The 251-nt window shown below is 50.2% G+C and carries 1 protein-coding gene; it reads left to right on the forward strand.

Going from position 1 to position 251, the window contains the following annotated elements; translation table 11 throughout:
- Positions 1–85: 85 nt before the first annotated feature.
- Positions 86–251 (forward strand): NAD(P)-binding domain-containing protein (locus ACYP03_RS27165; RefSeq protein WP_459782827.1); only part of this gene is annotated, 166 nt, incomplete at its 3' end.

The raw sequence follows: 251 nt of genomic DNA on the forward strand, positions 1-251 counted from the left end.
GTTGGTTGCGAGTACAAACCGCAGACCACCACCGCAGAAGGCCTTGGCTGGCTGAAAGAATTTAATCAAATCTAAGGAGAGGATAATGACGACTATCGCATTTATCGGTACAGGCATCATGGGTAAACCAATGGCCGAAAACCTGCAGAAAGCTGGACACCAACTGGTCTTCTCTGACCATTACAATCCAGCTCCGGCAGATTTGGTTGCTAACGGTGCTCAGGTTGTCCACTCGGCAAAAGCAGCGGCTG

Source organism: Photobacterium sp. R1 (assembly GCF_054600795.1).